This window comes from Variovorax sp. OK212 (genome assembly GCF_900112425.1).
In the GTDB taxonomy this organism is placed as follows: Bacteria; Pseudomonadota; Gammaproteobacteria; order Burkholderiales; family Burkholderiaceae_C; genus Variovorax.
In genome coordinates, this window is record NZ_FOLP01000025.1 from 59,916 (window position 1) to 75,290 (window position 15,375).

The window sequence follows — 15,375 nt, forward strand, 5'->3', positions numbered from 1 at the left end:
ATGCGCAACCCGAGCGAAGACAACGCGGTCGGCGCCACCCGCCCGATCTCCCGCCTGATCTGTCCGCGCAGCGTGGCCGTGATCGGGGCCTCGGCCGACATGGCCAAGACCTCGGGCCGGCCCGTGGCCTACCTGCAGAAGCACGGCTTCACCGGCGCGATCTACCCGGTGAACCCCAAGGCCGACACCATCGGCGGCCTGCGCTGCTACCCCGGCATCGGCGCACTGCCCGAGGCGCCCGACGTCGCCATCGTGCTGCTGGGCGCCGAGCGCGCGCTGGGCGCGGTGCGCGAGCTGGCCGCGCGCGGCACGGCGGCGGCGATCGTGCTGGCGAGCGGCTACGCCGAGGCCGGTGCCGAGGGCCAGCGGCGCCAGCGCGCGCTGCTGGAGGCCGCGGGCGCGATGCGCCTGCTCGGACCCAACACCATCGGGCTGGTGAACCTCACCGACCGCATCACGCTGTCGGCCAGCGGTGCGCTGGAGGCCGACGACCTCGTGCCGGGCGGCATCGCGGTGGTGTCGCAAAGCGGCGGCATCCTGGGCTCGCTGCTGTCGCGCGGCGCGGCGCGCGGCATCGGGTTTTCCAAGTTGATCTCGACCAGCAACGAGGCCGACCTCGACCTGGCCGATTTCATCGATCACCTGGCCGACGACGAGGCCACGCGCGTGATTGCGCTCTACATGGAAGGCGTGCGCGACGTCGCCAGGTTCCGCGCCGCCGCGGCCAAGGCCGCGCGCGCGGGCAAGCCGCTGGTGGTGTTCAAGATCGGGCGCTCCGAGTCGGGTGCGCGGGCCGCGGCCTCGCACACCGGCGCACTGGCCGGCGCCGACCGCATGTACGACGCGCTGTTCCGCGAAGTGGGTGCGATCCGCGCGCGCGACTTCTCCGACCTGCTCGACCTGCCGGCCGCGCTGGCCACCGGCCGCCGGCTGGAAGGCCGCCGTGTCGCGATCCTCACCTCGACCGGCGGCGCCGGCACGCTGGTGGCCGACAGCCTGGGCGTGGCCGGTTTCGAAGCGCCGCCGCCCGACGCGGCCACGGCCGAGACGCTGCGCGCGCTGCAGGCCGACGGGCCCTCGGTGCTCGACCGCAACCCGATCGACGTGACGCTGGCCGGCCTGCAGCCCCAGCTGCTGCGCCGCGCGCTCACGGCGCTGCTCGACAGCCCGGGCTACGACGCGGTGGTGGTCATCGTCGGCTCGTCCGCGCTGGCCATGCCCGACCTGGTGGCCGATGCCATTCGCGACTGCCTGCCGGGCACGGCCAAGCCGGTGCTGGCCTATGTGAGCCCGCATGCGCCGGCCGTGGCCTCGCTGCTCAACCGGCGCGGCGTGCCGGCCTTCAGCGCGCCCGAGAGCTGCACCGTGGCGCTGCAGGGGCTGCTCGCACGGAGCGCGGCCGTGCAACACGCGACCGCCGATGCGGGGCCGCTCGTGCGGATCGACGACCTGCCCGCGGGCTCGCTCGACGAGGCCGAGGCCAAGTCGCTGTTCGCGCGCTTCGGCGTGCGGGGCGTGCGCGAGCTGAAGGCGGCCGATGCGCAGGAGGCCGCGCAGGCCGCGCGCACGCTGGGCGAGAAGGTGGTGCTGAAGATTCTTTCGCGCACCGTCACGCACAAGACCGAGGTTGGCGGCGTGGCCGTGGCCGTGCCCGCGGTGCAGGTGGCGCAGCGCGTGGCGCGCATGCACGACGACGTGGCGGCCGCCACCGGCCACGCGCCCGAGGGCTACCTGGTGCAGGAGATGGTCGCGGGCGGCACCGAGATGATCCTGGGCCTGCACCGCGACGCGCTCGGCACCGCGCTGCTGGTGGGCATGGGCGGCGTGACGGCCGAACTCGTCGGCGACACCGTGCTGCGCATGGTGCCGCCGGGCGGCGCGCTGTCGCGCGGCGAAGCCGCTGCCATGCTGCGCGAACTCAAGACCTGGCCGCTGCTCGACGGCTACCGCGGCCAGCCCGCGGCCGATGTCGATGCGCTGGTCGACGCGATGGTCGGTTTTGCGCGCATGGCCGGGCAGCTCGGCGCGCGGCTGGAGACGGCGGAGATCAACCCGCTGTTCGTGCTGCCGAAGGGGCAGGGCGTGCGCGCGGCGGACGGGGTCGCGGTGTTGAGCTGACCGAAGCATTCAGGCATCTCGCAGAGCATCGGCTGAGGGAGCACGCGCCACTTTGTACGTTCGCGTATCAGGCATCGGGCCCGACACACGCACGTACAAGACGGCGCCGGTTCGACACACCGTGGATACGTGCGGCGCATTCAATCGATGGCACCGGACGGGCCGACCGCGCGCATCCGGCCCACCCGCATGTTGAAACCCAAAAGGATGCTTGAATGAAAACGACGACCCGACGCTTCGCAATGGCCCTGCTGGTCGCCGCGGGCGGCCTGGCCCAGGCGCAGCAACCGGACATCGGCCGCACCGAGGTGGCACGGCACGACATCGGCGCGCCCTGACGCGAAGCCCTCCAGGTGCGGGTCGACTTCGGTCCGGGCGCCGGCTTCGGCCAGCACACGCACCCCGGCGAAGAAATCGCCTACGTGCTGGAAGGCACGCTCGAATACCAGTTCGCGGGCAAGCCGCCGGTCACGCTCAAGGCGGGCGAGGCGCTGTTCATTCCGGCGGGAACGCCACACTCGGCGAAGAACGTGGGCAGCGGCAAGGCGTCGGAGCTCGCGACCTACATCGTCGAAAAAGGCAAGCAGCTCGTCGTGTTGACGAAGTGAGCGGCTGCTGAAGCCATTGCGTGGCGGCTGCGCCCGGGTTGCGCTGCCGGCGGCTAGAGTCGCCAGCAGCAACCCGAGGAGGCGCCATGAACATCGGCCCGTTCGACGAGAGCCTGGAGCACCGCAATATCCTGCCCTACGACCCCGCGTACGCCGAGGTGTTCGCGCGGGTACAGCGCCACGTTCAGCAGCGCCTTGGCGGCGTCGAGCTCGTTCACATCGGCAGCACGGCAATCGTCGGCCTGCGGGGCAAGCCGATGGTGGACATCGCGGCCCTCACGCCGCGTGACGACCTGCGCGCTGCGCAAGCGGAATTCGAAGCACTCGGCTTTCACCGGCGCCCCGTGTGGGTCGACAAGGACGAGAAGCCCTACGTCTGCGCCAGCGTGCGGCACGGCGGGCGCCGGTTCAACCTCAACCTGCACATCTGCCATCGCGGCGATCCGGTGCACAAGGACTCGCTGGCGTTCATGGACATCCTCGAGCGGCGGCCCGACCTGCGCAGGAAGTACGAGCAGGCGAAGGACCGCGCGCACGCGATCGACCCGGTCAACCCGGAGGTCTACAACCGCGAGAAGGAAGCGGTGATCCGCGAGATCCATGCGTTGATCGATGCGCCTTAGCCCGGGCACCGGCTTGGCATGCCGGCCCTCGGGGCTTCTGGAAACCCAGCTTGACGGGCGCGAAAGCCTTCCAGATACTCAACCGCATGGTTCACCCAAGCGCCCCAGCCAGCCAGACCGAGCCCACGCTCCAGCCTGAGACCGAGCCCGGTATCAAGCCCGACACCGCGACCCTCGACGCCATCTTCGCCGCGCTGTCCGATTCCACGCGGCGCACCGTGCTCGAGACCCTGGGCGAGCGCAGCCTCAGCGTGACCGAGCTCGCGGAGCCGCACGGCATGTCGCTCACCGGTTTCATGAAGCACCTGCGGGTGCTGGAAGACGCCGGCCTGATCTCTCGCACGAAAGCGGGCCGCATCGTGCGCTGTGAGCTGTCGCCCCGGCCCATGCAGGAGGCCGCCGTGTGGTTGTCGCGTTACGAGAAATTCTGGACCGGGCGCCTCGATGCACTGGCGCGCTTTCTCTACCAGCAGGAGCAGACCGAATGGCGAAACCTTCCCCCGGAGGCACCACCGAGCGCCCCTCGCTCACCCTCCGCAGGCACTACCGCGTCAGCCCCGAAAAAGTCTGGCGCGCGTGGACCGACCCGCAAGCGCTGAAGCTCTGGTTCGGCCCCGAGGAAATCGTCTCCGTCCCCATTGCCGAGGTCGACCTGCGCGTGGGCGGGCGCTTTCGCGTGGCCATGCTGGCGGCCGACGGCGAAACGCACGACGTGAGCGGCACCTACCTGGAGGTGGAGCCGAACCGCAAGCTGGTCTTCAGCTGGGCCTGGCACAGCACGCCGGAGCGCGAGTCGCGCGTGACCTTGCGGCTTGCACCTGACGCGGGCGGCTGCGAACTGGTGCTGCTGCACGAACAGTTCTTCGACGAGGCCGCGCGCGACGCCCACTCCCGCGGCTGGACGGGCGCGCTGGTCAAGCTCGAAAGCTGGCTGCTGCTGACGGCCTGAGCGCCATCGCCTGCAACGGCAGGCGCGACAACGACAATAGCTGCGCCAGCAACAGCAAGAACGAATGAGGACGATGGGCCGCACACGGAACACGCAAGCACCCGCCCGGGCCACGGTGCGCGAATGGACCGGCCTGGCCGTCATCGCGCTGCCGTGCATGCTCTATTCGATGGACCTCACGGTGCTGAACCTGGCGATCCCGGCGATCAGCGAAGACCTGAAGCCCACCGCCTCGCAGCTGCTGTGGATCGTCGACATCTACGGATTCTTCGTGGCCGGCCTGCTGGTCACCATGGGCACGCTGGGCGACCGCATCGGCCGGCGCCGCCTGCTGCTCATCGGCGCGGCGGCGTTCGGCGTGGCTTCGGTGCTGGCGGCGTTTTCCACCAGCGCCAACATGCTCATCGCCACGCGCGCGCTGCTCGGGGTGGCGGGCGCCACGCTGGCGCCGTCCACGCTCTCGCTGATACGCAACATGTTCCTCGACCCGGCGCAGCGCACCGTGGCCATCGGCGTGTGGATCTCCAGCTACTCGGCCGGCGCCGTCATCGGCCCGGTGCTGGGCGGCGTGCTGCTGCAGTACTTTGCCTGGGGCTCGGTGTTCCTGATCGGCGTGCCGGTGATGGTGCTGCTGCTGGTGCTCGGGCCGATGCTGCTGCCCGAGTACCGCGACCCCGACGCGGCCCGGCTCGACTTGGCCAGCGTGGCGCTGTCGCTGGGCGCGGTGCTGCCGGTGATCTACGGCGTGAAGCAGATCGCCGAGCACGGGCTGCATCCCGTGGCGCTGCTGTCGATGGTGCTGGGGCTGGTGCTCGGCGCGTTGTTCGTGCGCCGGCAGAAGCGGCTCGCCAACCCGATGATCGACCTGGGCCTGTTCGGCCTGCCGGCTTTCACCGTGTCGCTCGGCGCGTACATGCTGGCCTGCTTCGTGATGTTCGGCATCTTTCTGTACAACGCGCAGTACCTGCAGCTGGTGCTGGGCCTGTCGCCGCTGCATGCGGGCCTGTGGAGCATGCCGAGCGCGGGCGGCTTCATCGTCGGCTCGCTGATGGTGCCGGCGCTGGCGCGGCGCATGCGGCCGGCCTTCGTGATGGGCGGCGGGCTGGCGGTGGCTGCGCTGGGTTTCGGCATGCTGGTGCTGCTGCCCGGGCCGCACGCGCAAGGCGGCCTGGCCTGGATGGTGATGAGCGCGGTGGTTTCATCGCTCGGCCTGGCGCCGGTGTTCACATTGGCCACCGACCTCGTGGTGGGCAGCGCCCCGCCGGAGCGCGCCGGCGTGGCCTCGGCCATCTCGGAAACCAGTTCGGAATTCGGTGGCGCGCTGGGCATCGCGATCCTCGGGAGCATCGGCGCGGCCATCTACCGCACCGCCATGGCCGACGCGGTGCCGGCCGGCCTCGCGGGCGCGGCCGAGGTGGACGCGGCGCGCAGCACGCTGGGCGGCGCGGTCGCGTTGGCGGCCCAGGTGGGGGGGAGCGCGGGCGCGGAACTGGTGGAAGCAGGGCGCGAGGCCTTGCTGAGCGGGCTGCGCCTCACCTCGGGCATCTGCGCGGCGGTGCTGCTGTTCGTGGGCGCGCTGGTGGCGGTGCGCCTGCGCGGCGCCGGGGCGCAGGCCGCACCTGCTGCAAACCCGGGTGCCGCCGCATTGCCGGAGCGCTGACGAGCCCCCATACTGGGGCTTCCACGACGCGTTTCAACGGAGCCTCCCATGAGCAACGAACTGCGCAAGAAGCTGCACGACCTGGCCGAACTCTGCGAGAACGCCCCCGACCCGCAGACCAAGGCCATCATCGAGGCGATCCGGTTGCAGACGGCGGTGCTGAACGAGCGGCTGTTCTCCATCGAGCTGCAGGTGGGCGCCTTGACCAAGCGCCTGGAAAACACGTCCGAAAGTACGACCGGCTGAGGGGCCGCCGCTTTGTAGGGATAATCCCAGCCATGAGCGGCAACACCTTCGGAACACTCTTCGCGGTCACCAATTTCGGCGAGTCGCATGGCCCGGCCATCGGCTGCGTCATCGACGGCTGCCCCCCGGGCATGTCCCTGAGCGAGGCCGACATCCAGGGCGACCTGGACCGTCGCCGCCCCGGCACCAGCCGCCACGTCACCCAGCGCAACGAGCCCGACGCGGTGCAGATCCTTTCCGGCGTCTTCGAAGGCAAGACCACCGGCACCCCCATCGCGCTGCTGATCCAGAACACCGACCAGCGCAGCAAGGACTACGGGCAGATCGCCCAGCAGTTCCGCCCCGGCCATGCCGATTTCACCTACTGGAAGAAGTACGGCATCCGCGACCCGCGCGGCGGCGGGCGCTCTTCGGCGCGGCTGACCGCCCCCATGGTCGCGGCCGGCGCGGTCGCCAAGAAATGGCTGGCCGAAAAGTACGGCATGGTGTTTCGCGGCTGCATGACGCAGATCGGCGAAATCGCCATTCCGTTCGAGAGCTGGGACCACGTTGCGAACAACCCCTTCTTCGCCCCCATCGCCGACGTGAGCGCGCTGGAGGACTACATGGACCGCCTGCGCAAGGCCGGTGATTCGTGCGGCGCGCGCATCCGCGTCACCGCCACCCAGGTGCCCATCGGCCTGGGCGAGCCGCTGTTCGACAAGCTCGACGCCGAGATCGCCTACGCCATGATGGGCATCAACGCGGTGAAGGCGGTGGAAATCGGCGCGGGCTTCGACAGCGTCACCCAGCGCGGCACCACGCACGGCGACTCGATCACGCCCACCGGCTTCGCCACCAACAACGCCGGTGGCATCCTGGGCGGCATCAGCTCGGGCCAGGACCTCGAGGTGAGCATCGCGATCAAGCCGACCAGTTCGATCATCAGCCCGCGCCAGTCCATCGACATCCACAACAACCCCGTCGAGGTGGTCACCAAGGGCCGCCACGACCCTTGCGTGGGCATTCGCGCGACGCCCATCGCCGAGGCGATGCTGGCGCTGGTGGTCATGGAACACGTGATGCGCAACCGCGCGCAGTGCGGCGACGCGCAGCCCGCCGGCGGCGCCGAGCGCACCGAAGCCACGTCGCCCCAGGCGTCCTTCCTGTAGTGTCATCGCCGGCGCCAGTGGCCGCCGGGCGTGGCCACCTGCTGGCGTTCGCTGGCCTGTCGGCCAGCTATTTCGCGCACATCGGGTTCTTCAACCCCTACCTGCCGCTGTGGCTCAAGGACCTGGGGCTGCCGATCTTCACGATCAGCCTGCTGGCCTCGGTGCAATCGATCACGCGGGTGTTCGCGCCCTATGCCTGGGGGGCGCTCAGCGACCACACCGGCCAGCGCGTGAAGCTGCTGCGCTTCAGCGCGGCGGTGGCACTGGCGAGCTCCTTCGGACTGTGGTGGCACGGCGGCGCATGGTGGCTCGCGCTGGTGCTGCTCGTGATGTTCACCCACACCAGCTCGATGATGTCGCTCACCGAGGCGGCCATGGCGCAGCTGGTGGCCGGCGACTGGGGCCGCTACGGGCGCATTCGCCTGTGCGGCTCGGCCGGCTTCCTGCTCACGGTGTTCGTGGCGGGCGAGTGGTTCGAACGCTTCGGCATGAAGCACTTTCCGGCCTGGGCCGCGGGCACGCTGGCCATCGTGCTGGTCGCCACCATGAAGCTGCCCGACGTGCGCGAGCCGCCCGCCGCCCACGGCACGGTGAAGGAGCCCATCGGCCCGGTGCTGCGCAACCCGGTGGTGTGCTGGTTCTTCGCGGCGTTGTTCTTCCAGGTGATGTCGCACTTCTCGGTGTACGCCTTCTTCTCGCTGTACCTCGACTCGATGGGCTACACCAAGAGCACCATCGGCCTCTTGTGGGCGCTGTCGGTGGTGGCCGAGATCGTGTGGTTCTTCCTGCAGGGCCGGCTCATCGGCCTGATGCCGATGCCGCGCTGGATGCTGGTGTGCGGCATCGCCGGCGTGGCACGGCTCGGGCTCACCGCGGGGCTCGGCGGCTGGATCGCGGCGCTCATCGTCGCGCAATGGCTGCACGCGCTGAGCTTCGCGGCGCACCACACCACCTGCATCGCGGTGGTGTCGCGCCGCTTCCCGGGGCACATGCGCGGCCGTGGGCAGGCACTGTTCACGGTGATCGGCTACGGCTTCGGCGGCGTGCTCGGCGTGCTGCTCGGCGGCGCGGTGGCGCAGGCCTTCGGCTACCGCACGATGTTCGCCGCGGCGGCGTTGCTCGCGGTGGCGGGCAGCCTGTGCGCGTGGCGCGTGGTGAAGCTGGAACGCGTCGAGCGCATGGCCGCCGCCTGATGGCGGGGCTGCCGAGCAGCGCCGGCAAGGCAGCGCGGGCAAAGCAGCGAGGGTGAAGCAGCGAGGGTGAAGCAGCGCAGGCGAAGCTGCGCGAGCGAAGTGTCATGGGCTTTACACGCCCGCGTCACCGCGACTTTCTACGCTGCGCGCTTCGCAACGTTTCGCTCATTCTTCATGTCCGTTTCCGACGACCCGCGCGGCACAAGCACGCCGCGCACCTCTTCGCAGATTTCTCCGGCCGCCGATTCCAACACCGCGTCGACCGTTGCATCGAACGCACCCGCACGCCGGCAGATGCTCAAGCTCGGCGCATCGCTGCTGACCGTCGGCGGCAGCAGCGCCTTGCTGGCCGCCTGCGGCGGCGGTGGCAACGGCACCACGCCCGTGCTGGGCCCGCTGCCTGTCCCGGCGGCGCCTGCGCCGGCACCCGCGCCGGCCGTTGCGGCCAAGATCTCCAGCTTCGCGCTGGCCGTGATGCCCGACACCCAGTTCTACGCGCGCTACGCCACCGCAGCCGAGAGCGACCAGTACGACAACCGCTTCGGCAGCGCGCCCTTCGCCGCGCAGACGAAGTGGATCGCCGCCAACGCCCGCGCGCTGAACATCCCCTTCACCATCCACCTCGGCGACGTGGTCGACCAGGTCGGCAAGCCCGACCAGTGGAAGGTGGCCGATGCCGCCATGAAAGTGCTCGAGGACGCCAAGCTGCCCTACAGCGTGCTGGCCGGCAACCACGACGTGCTGAACGACGTCGACTACGGCGCCGACCCCGTCGGCGGCACCGATGCCGACCGCATCTCCGCCAACGAACCGTACATCCAGTGGTTCGGAGCCGAGCGCGCGAAGAAGCAGGCCACCTTCGGCGGGCGCGACCCGAGCGGCTTTCACGAGTACCACGTGTTCGAGGCGCAGGGCCAGAAGTTCATGGTGCTGTCGCTTTCGTGGCGCATCTCCACCGCAGGCATCGCATGGGCGCGCCAGGTCATCGCGCAGAACCCGACGCTGCCCGTGATCCTGTCCAACCACCAGTTGCTGAACATCGACCCCGACGGCACCAGCCCGCTGGAAACCGACTACGGCAAGATGCTCTGGGAGAAGCTGATCCGCGACAACGACCAGATCTTCATGACGCTCAACGGCCACCACCACGGCGCCGCGCACCTCACGAAGACCAACGACTTCGGCCACAAGGTCGAGGAGATGGTGGTCGACTACCAGATGGCTTACCAGGGCGGCAACGGCCTCATGCGCCTGTACGAGTTCGACCTGACGAACAAGCAGATCAGGGTGCTGTCGTTCTCGCCGTGGGTGCCGCAGAAGCCCGCCAACACCCTGAACAGCTTCGACCAGGCCGTGCTCACCACGCCCAACGAGGCCTTCGTCATCGACATGGATTTCGCGCAGCGCTTCGCCGGCTTCAACAAGAGCTTCGGCACCGGCAGCGCCACCATCGACAGCTCGCTGGTCGACCAGGCCCGCGCAATGATCCTCGCCAACTACAAGGACCCGGCCACCATCGAGCAGCGCGCCGCCGCGGACTCCGAGGACTACCCGAAGGTCGCGAACACGCTGGCGCACTGGCGCTTCTTCGGCGGCGCGGTCAACCAGCCCTTGCTGCCGGGCGCGGTGGTGGCCGACGTCACCGGCAACAACCCGCTGCACCGCGACACGCTCGACCAGGGCGGCGTGGCCGGTGCCGCCGACGGCGACATCGTGTGGAGCGACGACCGCCATCACCTGTCGGCCGCGCCGGGCTCGGTGCGCTTCCTGAACACCAACAAGAACACGCCGCGCCTGAGCTACTTCCTCACCGATGCGGCCGCGCCGATCAACGCGCAGACGCTGGGCAGCGGCTACACCGTCGAGGCCTTCGTCAAGATCGACAAGAGCTGGACCAGCGGCAACCAGGCGTGGATGAACATCATGACGCGCGACGGCCGCCGTGGCGACCTGGCCGGCTACACGGGCGGCGACCCCGAAGCCCCGCCCATGCTGTTCGCCATCTCGAGCCTGCGCGAAGTGCAGTGGGAGGTGGTGCCGGAGCAGGCCGGCAACCGCTCGGCCAAGACCAACTGGTCGGGCGAGGTGCTTGCCGACCGCTGGGTGCACATCGCGCTGGTGAACGACCCGGTGTCGCACGACACCACCATGTACGTCGAAGGCGCGCCGGTGCTGCGCAACGCCGCGGCCGTTCCGGGCCTGGCCACGCTTTCGGCCGCCTCGCCATGGGTGGTGGGCGGCGGCTCGTGGAATGGCGACCGCGCCGACGGCTTTTTCGGCAACATCGGCGAGGTGCGTGTGGTGGCGGCGGCGCTGACGCCGGCACAGTGGCTCACGGCGCGCAAACCGGCTTGAGTCTTTCGGCTTCCCGCGCCCATGGCGCGGGAAGCGCATGCCGTCCGATGGCGGTCGGCAGCCGTCGTCAGATGAAGCGGACGCCCAGCGCAACCACCGCTGCCGCGAACAGATGGCCGGGGCCGGTCGGCAAGCCCGGTTCGGCCAGCTTCCTGCGCAGCACACGCAAGCCGAGGGCCAGCGCGAATGTCGTGAGCAGGAACACGCCGTAGACGGTGGGCAGCGCCGACCAGCCGAACCATGCGCCGGCGACGGCGAAAGCCTTGAAGTCGCCGTGGCCCATGGTCTCCTGGCCCGACTTCATGCGCACGACGGTGGAGATGGTCCAGGGCACGAGGTAGCCCGCCGCCGCGCCGATCACCTGCGCCGAAGCCGACCCGGTGTACGCGTGGTAGAGCAGGCCGATCCACATCAACCGGTAGACGATCCAGTCGGGCAGCACCCGGTGCCGCAGGTTGATGACGGTCAGCAGCAACCAACCCAGCAGCAGCACGCAGACGAAAGTGGTTTCGAGCAAGGCGCCGCGCGCCAGCGCCATGCCCACGCACAGCAATGCGCCCGCAACGATCAACGCGATGCGCTGGCTGCGGGGCATGTCGAGGTCTTCGGGCGTGTTGAGCAGCGGCCGGTAGTTCTGATGATCGAAGGCCCAGGCGCGATGCAGTTCGAGCGGTATGCGCCGCGCCCACGGCAGCAGCAGGAACCCGGTGGCAGCCCCGCCGGCAATGGCGTAGCCCACGAGGGGCTCGATGTCGAATGCGTTCATGGTGTGCGGTGGGTTGCGGGCGATGTGGCCGGCGCGATGCGTGTCATTGAACCTTGGGCCGCAGCGCCAGCACCATCTTCGGCGGCACCGTGCCCTGCTCGGTCAGCGGCATGTGGCCGGTCTTCTGGATGGCGCGCAGCGCGGCGGCGTCCCATTCGGGCACGCCGCTGGCCCTGGAGAGCTTCGCGGCGACGATCTTGCCGTCGGCCGCAAGGTCCAGCGTGTACTCGACCAGCGGATTGCCTGGAACATCCTTGCTGAACAGGATGTTGGGTCTCACGGCGGCGGTCACGGTGTCGCCATAGCTCGGCTTGCTCCCCGGCTTCGTCGAAGTGGCCGGCCCCGAGGCGACGTCGCTCAGCAGGAAATTGATCGAGGCCTTGTACCAGGCCGCCACGGCGCGCCCGTTCATGCTCTTCATCGGAGCGACCTGGGCGCCTCGCACGGCGTCGATGGCCGCGGCATCGAGCCGCTCGAATCCGGAGCTTTGCAACACGGTGGCGTCGCTGACCGAGCCCGTGGGCTGGACCATGATCCTGAGCACCACGAGGCCTTGTTCGCCGAGCCGCCTGGACATGGCCGGGTAGGCGACATGAGGCTGCCTGGTGTATTGCGCCACCGGCGGATCGGGCTCGATCGCCGGGCGCTGAGCGCTCGGGGCAGCGGCGCCGGTTTTCCCGTTGAGAGGTGCCTGCAGTGCTGGCCAGCGGCTGGTTGCGTCGTTCGCGCCGGTGTCCGGCAACTCGGAGCGCGATGCAGGCGAAGACTGCGAAGTCGGCAGCTTGCGTATCGCTTGCGCCATCGCCGCCGCCCCCGCGCGGCCTGCTGCGGTACTTGCTGTCGTGGCGCCCTGGTTTGCCTCCCCGGTGACCACGGTCTTCAGCAGAAAGATCAGCACCACCGCCCCGCAGAAGGCCACGAACCACGCCTTCATCTGCGAAGGGGTGATCGAGCCGCTGTGCGCGCTCGCCATCGACGGCTGGTTCTGCGCCGTCGACCGTGCGAGGTCGGCATTGCGTTCGCGCCAATGCTCGATGTTGGCCGTGTCCATCGTCAGCCGCAGCCACGTCGGGTAGGTGTGGGCGGCGTGCATCACCCGTCCCAGGCCCAGCGCCAGGGCTTGCGGCCCGGGGTCGGCGGTGCGGCGCAGCAGCTCGAGGTATTGACGTTGCGTATCGCGATCGGCCGGCGATTGCTGGGCCTGCGCGTCCTGCTCGACGATGGCGCGGTCAACCACCTGGCCGGCCTGCCCCAGGCGCAACAGCCTGGCCGAATCGGTGCGCCAATCGAAGACCCCGAGGGCTGCTTCGAACAGGTACTCGTGCCCCGGCCGCCAGCCACAGGCGAGCAGGTGGGCGATGTTGGCTTCGAAGAGGACGCGCGTGTCCATGTCGAGCAGGCGAGAGTCTTCGAGCGTGGCTTCGAGCAGCGCGGTGGCTTCGCGGACCGTCTGCAGCGGGTCTTCCCGCAGCCGGGTGTCGAGCGCGACCATGAGGTCGCGCACGTTGTCATGGCGCGCCACGGTGCGATCGGCGACGGCGGCCAGCGGCAGCGAGGGGGCGTGTTCGCCGTGCGCTGCGGGTGCGGGGGAGGGGATGGCAACGGGTGCGGGCGCGGGGACGGGCTCGGGCTCGGGCTCGGGCTGCGCAACATCGCCACTCGGATGCGCGCTCGCCGCCGCCGGGGCAGTCTGGACTTCCTGCGCTGCTTCGGTCTCGCGCGCATGCCGGGCCCAGTACAGCGCCGCTTCATATGCCTCTCGCAGCCGCTGGAACTGCTGCGCTTGCGTTTCCTGGTCGATCTTCTTCAGTTCGACCGCATAGGCGCGCCGCACCGCGCGCTCGTCGGCGTCCGGGCGCAGCCCGAGTTCGAGCAGGAAGCCGGGGACTTCGGTCATGGTGTCGTCGCTCCCGGCTCAGTCGGCCAGATGGCTGTCGCGTTCGATCTGCTCCAACTGCTCCTGGAACTGGCGGTGCACCGGGGCGATGACACGCTTGTCCTGCGTGGCAAGCGCGCGCTCGAACTCCGAGATGCGCATGCCGAGCCATTCCCGCACGTCACCGCGCAACTGCTGGTAGACGCGCTCCGCGCGCGCCAGCAGTGTGCGGTTCTCCATGCGGTCGCGCGGATGGATCTTGAGTTCGCTCAAGGCCGCCAGGCGCTCCTTGATCTCTGCCTCGCTCAACAGCCCCGGATTGCCTTCGATCAGCAGGCTGAAAGTCTCCTGGGTCTTCTGGACCGTGGCCTCGATCTGCAGCAGGCCGTTGACGTCATAGGTGAAGCGCACGTCGACCGCCGCCTCGGACACGGGTCCGCGCGGCAGCGGCACGTGCAGCGTGCCCAGGTGCACGTTGTCCCGCACCATTCGCGACTCTCCCTGGAACACGTGCAGGTCGACCGAGGTCTGGCTGGCGGAGTTGGGAACGTAGCTCTTGGAGCGACTCACAGGCACCGTGCTGTTGCGCTCGATGATGGGGTCGAAATGCCCGTGGGTGGCGGTGGTCTCGCTGAGCCAGCGGCTCACCGCCACGCCGAGCGAATAGGGCGCGACGTCGGTCATGACCACTTCCTTGAGCGCCGCGTCCCGGGCCTTCAGCCCCGCCTGCACCGCCGCGCCCAGCGCAACGACTTCGTCCGGGTTGAAGTCGATCGACGGGAAGCGCCCGAACATCGTGGTGACCAGCCGCCGGATCGCGGGCATGCGCGTGGCACCCCCCGCGAGCACCACCGCATCGAGTTCGCCGGCACGCAGGTTGGCGTCGCGCAGCGCGCGTTCCACCGGCGTGCGCAGGCGCTTGAACAAGTGCGCGCACGCCTGTTCGAGCGTGGCTTCGTCGATCTGCAGGCGGTGCTGCGCCGACCCGTGCGCAACGCTGATTTCGGCGCTGGGCTGGGTGCTGACCAGGCGCTTGGCCGCTTCGGCCTGTGCGGCCAGGCGCTGCATGAAGTGGGCATCGGCGCGCAGGCTCGCGGGCAAGCTGTTGCGCTCGAAGAAAAGCGTGATCAGCGATTCGACGAAGTCCTCGCCGCCCAGGAAGTTGTCGCCCGCCGACGCACGCACTTCCATCACGCCCTCGAACATCTCGAGGATCGACACGTCGAAGGTCCCGCCGCCCAGGTCGAACACCAGGAAGCGCGTTTCCGCGCCCAGGTTGTGCAGGCCGTAGGCCAGGGCGGCGGCGGTCGGCTCGTTCAGCAGCCGCTCGACCTTCAGGCCGGCCAGTTCGCCGGCCGCTCGCGTGGCCTTGCGCTGCGCATCGGAAAAATACGCCGGCACCGTGATGACGGCCTCGACGACGGGCTCGCCCAGCATGGCCTCGGCATCCGCCTTCAGCGAGCGCAGCACCAGCGCCGAGAGCTCCTCGGGCCGGAACTCGCGCTTGCCGAGCCGCATCGTCTTGTTGCTGCCCATGTAGCGCTTGAAGACGGCCGCGGTGCGCTCCGGATGGGTTTGCAGCCGCTCTCTCGCGGCCTTGCCCACCAGCACGGAGTCGTCTTCGTCGATGCTGACGCACGACGGCGTCAGATATTCCCCCAGCCCGTTCGGCACCAGAACGGACTTGCCGTCCCGCCACACAGCCACCAGGCTGTTGGTCGTGCCCAGGTCAATGCCTACGATCATTTCTCGCCCCTTTGCGATCCCTCTTTTATGCCCTTGATCCTATGTCAAAGGCATGCATTCCGGGATCGGGCAAGGGGTGAGCCG

The 15,375-nt window shown here is 69.5% G+C and carries 14 protein-coding genes; 11 read left to right on the top strand and 3 right to left on the bottom strand.

What is annotated here, in order from left to right; all coding sequences use genetic code 11:
• The 11 genes from BM004_RS35780 to BM004_RS35825 all read left to right on the top strand — a co-directional run bounded on the left by BM004_RS35780 (position 1) and on the right by BM004_RS35825 (position 10,903).
• Positions 1–2,118 (top strand): acetate--CoA ligase family protein, encoded by a 2,118-nt coding sequence (locus BM004_RS35780; protein ID WP_093220889.1) that lies wholly within the window; start codon positions 1–3, stop codon positions 2,116–2,118.
• Between the two features lie 215 nt (positions 2,119–2,333).
• Positions 2,334–2,456, top strand: a complete 123-nt coding sequence (locus tag BM004_RS42545; RefSeq protein WP_371271192.1) for a hypothetical protein — start codon at positions 2,334–2,336, stop codon at positions 2,454–2,456.
• A 15-nt stretch (positions 2,457–2,471) separates the two neighbouring features.
• Positions 2,472–2,726, top strand: coding sequence for a cupin domain-containing protein (locus BM004_RS35785; protein WP_371271191.1), 255 nt, complete (start codon positions 2,472–2,474; stop codon positions 2,724–2,726).
• A gap of 86 nt (positions 2,727–2,812) precedes the next feature.
• Entirely contained in the window at positions 2,813–3,349 is a 537-nt protein-coding gene (locus BM004_RS35790; RefSeq protein WP_093220851.1) for a GrpB family protein, read from the top strand.
• A gap of 50 nt (positions 3,350–3,399) precedes the next feature.
• Positions 3,400–3,948, top strand: a complete 549-nt coding sequence (locus tag BM004_RS35795; protein WP_256220204.1) for an ArsR/SmtB family transcription factor — start codon at positions 3,400–3,402, stop codon at positions 3,946–3,948.
• Entirely contained in the window at positions 3,834–4,298 is a 465-nt protein-coding gene (locus tag BM004_RS35800) for an SRPBCC family protein (RefSeq protein ID WP_093220854.1), read from the top strand. Before BM004_RS35795 ends, BM004_RS35800 begins: the two co-directional genes overlap by 115 nt.
• Positions 4,299–4,371: 73 nt before the next feature.
• Complete coding sequence (locus BM004_RS35805) at positions 4,372–5,958, top strand: MFS transporter (RefSeq protein ID WP_093220857.1); 1,587 nt, start codon at positions 4,372–4,374, stop codon at positions 5,956–5,958.
• 48 nt (positions 5,959–6,006) lie between these two features.
• Positions 6,007–6,204 (top strand): hypothetical protein, encoded by a 198-nt coding sequence (locus BM004_RS35810; RefSeq protein ID WP_093131788.1) that lies wholly within the window; start codon positions 6,007–6,009, stop codon positions 6,202–6,204.
• 32 nt (positions 6,205–6,236) lie between these two features.
• Positions 6,237–7,355, top strand: coding sequence for a chorismate synthase (gene aroC / locus BM004_RS35815; protein ID WP_093131790.1), 1,119 nt, complete (start codon positions 6,237–6,239; stop codon positions 7,353–7,355).
• Positions 7,356–7,372: 17 nt separating this feature from the next.
• Entirely contained in the window at positions 7,373–8,548 is a 1,176-nt protein-coding gene (locus BM004_RS35820; RefSeq protein WP_256220205.1) for an MFS transporter, read from the top strand.
• Between the two features lie 174 nt (positions 8,549–8,722).
• Positions 8,723–10,903 (top strand): LamG-like jellyroll fold domain-containing protein, encoded by a 2,181-nt coding sequence (locus BM004_RS35825; protein ID WP_256220206.1) that lies wholly within the window; start codon positions 8,723–8,725, stop codon positions 10,901–10,903.
• A gap of 67 nt (positions 10,904–10,970) precedes the next feature.
• Here the strand turns inward: BM004_RS35825 and BM004_RS35830 are convergent, their stop codons facing one another.
• Genes BM004_RS35830 through BM004_RS35840 form a run of 3 tightly spaced genes read right to left on the bottom strand, consistent with a single transcriptional unit; the run spans position 10,971 to position 15,291 of the window.
• Positions 10,971–11,669, bottom strand: a complete 699-nt coding sequence (locus BM004_RS35830; protein WP_093220860.1) for a prepilin peptidase — start codon at positions 11,667–11,669, stop codon at positions 10,971–10,973.
• Between the two features lie 43 nt (positions 11,670–11,712).
• Positions 11,713–13,566 carry a TonB family protein gene (locus BM004_RS35835; protein WP_093220863.1) on the bottom strand — a complete coding sequence of 618 codons (1,854 nt, stop codon included), beginning with the start codon at positions 13,564–13,566 and terminating at the stop codon, positions 11,713–11,715.
• Between the two features lie 18 nt (positions 13,567–13,584).
• A complete protein-coding gene (locus tag BM004_RS35840; protein ID WP_093220865.1) occupies positions 13,585–15,291 on the bottom strand; it encodes an Hsp70 family protein in 1,707 nt (568 codons plus the stop codon).
• Between the last annotated feature and the right edge of the window lie 84 nt (positions 15,292–15,375).

Excerpts from the sequence above, each read along its gene's own strand:
- BM004_RS35805 (WP_093220857.1), top strand. The coding sequence starts at position 4,372 with ATGGGCCGCACACGGAACACGCAAGCACCCGCCCGGGCCACGGTGCGC.
- aroC (WP_093131790.1), top strand. The coding sequence starts at position 6,237 with ATGAGCGGCAACACCTTCGGAACACTCTTCGCGGTCACCAATTTCGGC.
- BM004_RS35780 (WP_093220889.1), top strand. The coding sequence starts at position 1 with ATGCGCAACCCGAGCGAAGACAACGCGGTCGGCGCCACCCGCCCGATC.
- BM004_RS35825 (WP_256220206.1), top strand. The coding sequence starts at position 8,723 with ATGTCCGTTTCCGACGACCCGCGCGGCACAAGCACGCCGCGCACCTCT.
- BM004_RS35835 (WP_093220863.1), bottom strand. The coding sequence starts at position 13,566 with ATGACCGAAGTCCCCGGCTTCCTGCTCGAACTCGGGCTGCGCCCGGAC.
- BM004_RS35790 (WP_093220851.1), top strand. The coding sequence starts at position 2,813 with ATGAACATCGGCCCGTTCGACGAGAGCCTGGAGCACCGCAATATCCTG.
- BM004_RS35810 (WP_093131788.1), top strand. The coding sequence starts at position 6,007 with ATGAGCAACGAACTGCGCAAGAAGCTGCACGACCTGGCCGAACTCTGC.
- BM004_RS35830 (WP_093220860.1), bottom strand. The coding sequence starts at position 11,669 with ATGAACGCATTCGACATCGAGCCCCTCGTGGGCTACGCCATTGCCGGC.
- BM004_RS35800 (WP_093220854.1), top strand. The coding sequence starts at position 3,834 with ATGGCGAAACCTTCCCCCGGAGGCACCACCGAGCGCCCCTCGCTCACC.
- BM004_RS42545 (WP_371271192.1), top strand. The coding sequence starts at position 2,334 with ATGAAAACGACGACCCGACGCTTCGCAATGGCCCTGCTGGTCGCCGCG.
- BM004_RS35840 (WP_093220865.1), bottom strand. The coding sequence starts at position 15,291 with ATGATCGTAGGCATTGACCTGGGCACGACCAACAGCCTGGTGGCTGTG.